The sequence below is a fragment of the Streptomyces sp. NRRL B-24572 genome, from assembly GCF_002156145.1.
Classification (GTDB): Bacteria; Actinomycetota; Actinomycetes; order Streptomycetales; family Streptomycetaceae; genus Streptomyces; species Streptomyces vietnamensis.
Genome location: NZ_MWIG01001086.1, coordinates 1 through 785, shown reverse-complemented (window position 1 = coordinate 785; position 785 = coordinate 1). Strand labels below are relative to the sequence as shown.

Genomic DNA, 785 nt, shown 5'->3' with positions numbered 1-785 from the left:
CCCCCCGCAGGTCCACGTCCACGAGCCGCGCCCCCGTGAAGTCCACCCCCGTGAGCACGCAGTCCGTGAACTCGACCCGCTCCAGGACCGCGCCCGCGAAGTCCGGCTCGCTCAGGACGCAGCTCTCGAAGACGACGTCCTTCAGCTTCGCCGCCCGCAGGTTCAGGTAGTCGATCTTGCCGCCCCGGACGACGACCCTCTCCAGGACCGCCCCGTGCAGCTGCGTCCCGCCGAGCCGCGCCTCCACGACCTCCACGTCCCGCAGCTGCGCCCCGGCCAGCTCCGTCCCCACGCCCCGTACCCCCGTCAGCACCGAGTCGAGGAACCGCGCCCCCGTGAGCCGCGCCCCGTCGAGCCCGCACTCGCGCAGCGCGCAGTCCAGGAACCGGGCCCCCTCGGCCGACTGGCCCGTCAGGTCGAGCCCGGCCAGTTCGAGGCCGTCGTAGTCCCCGTCCGGTTCGAGCCCTCCCCCGTACGCCTCCAGGGGAGGCAGCCGCACCTCCGGCCGCCGCGCCCCCGCCACCTGCTTCTTCCGACTCGTCGCCATGCACCCCATCGTGACGTAGGCCACTGACAACGCCCCCGATGTCACATCCCCGGCCCCGCCCTTCGTCCCCCGTACAAGGACCACACGAGGGAGACGGACATGCGGAAGCTCACGATCATCGGCGGCGGCTTCGCCGGACTGACCGCCGCCATCACGGCCGCCGAGGCCGGCACCGAGGTGACCGTCCACGAGGCGCACCGGACGCTCGGCGGCCGGGCCCGTACGGCCGACGGCCCGT

General features: G+C 73.9%; 2 protein-coding genes. One reads left to right on the top strand and one right to left on the bottom strand.

Translation table 11 applies throughout. The features are described 5' to 3' along the window. Positions 1-547: pentapeptide repeat-containing protein (locus CCN56_RS40395; RefSeq protein ID WP_179200168.1), on the bottom strand; the 547-nt coding region annotated here is incomplete at its 3' end. A gap of 99 nt (positions 548-646) precedes the next feature. Between CCN56_RS40395 and CCN56_RS40390 the strand changes: the two genes are divergently transcribed. Beyond that, a partial coding sequence (locus tag CCN56_RS40390; protein ID WP_143664833.1) for an FAD-dependent oxidoreductase occupies positions 647-785 on the top strand: 139 nt, incomplete at its 3' end.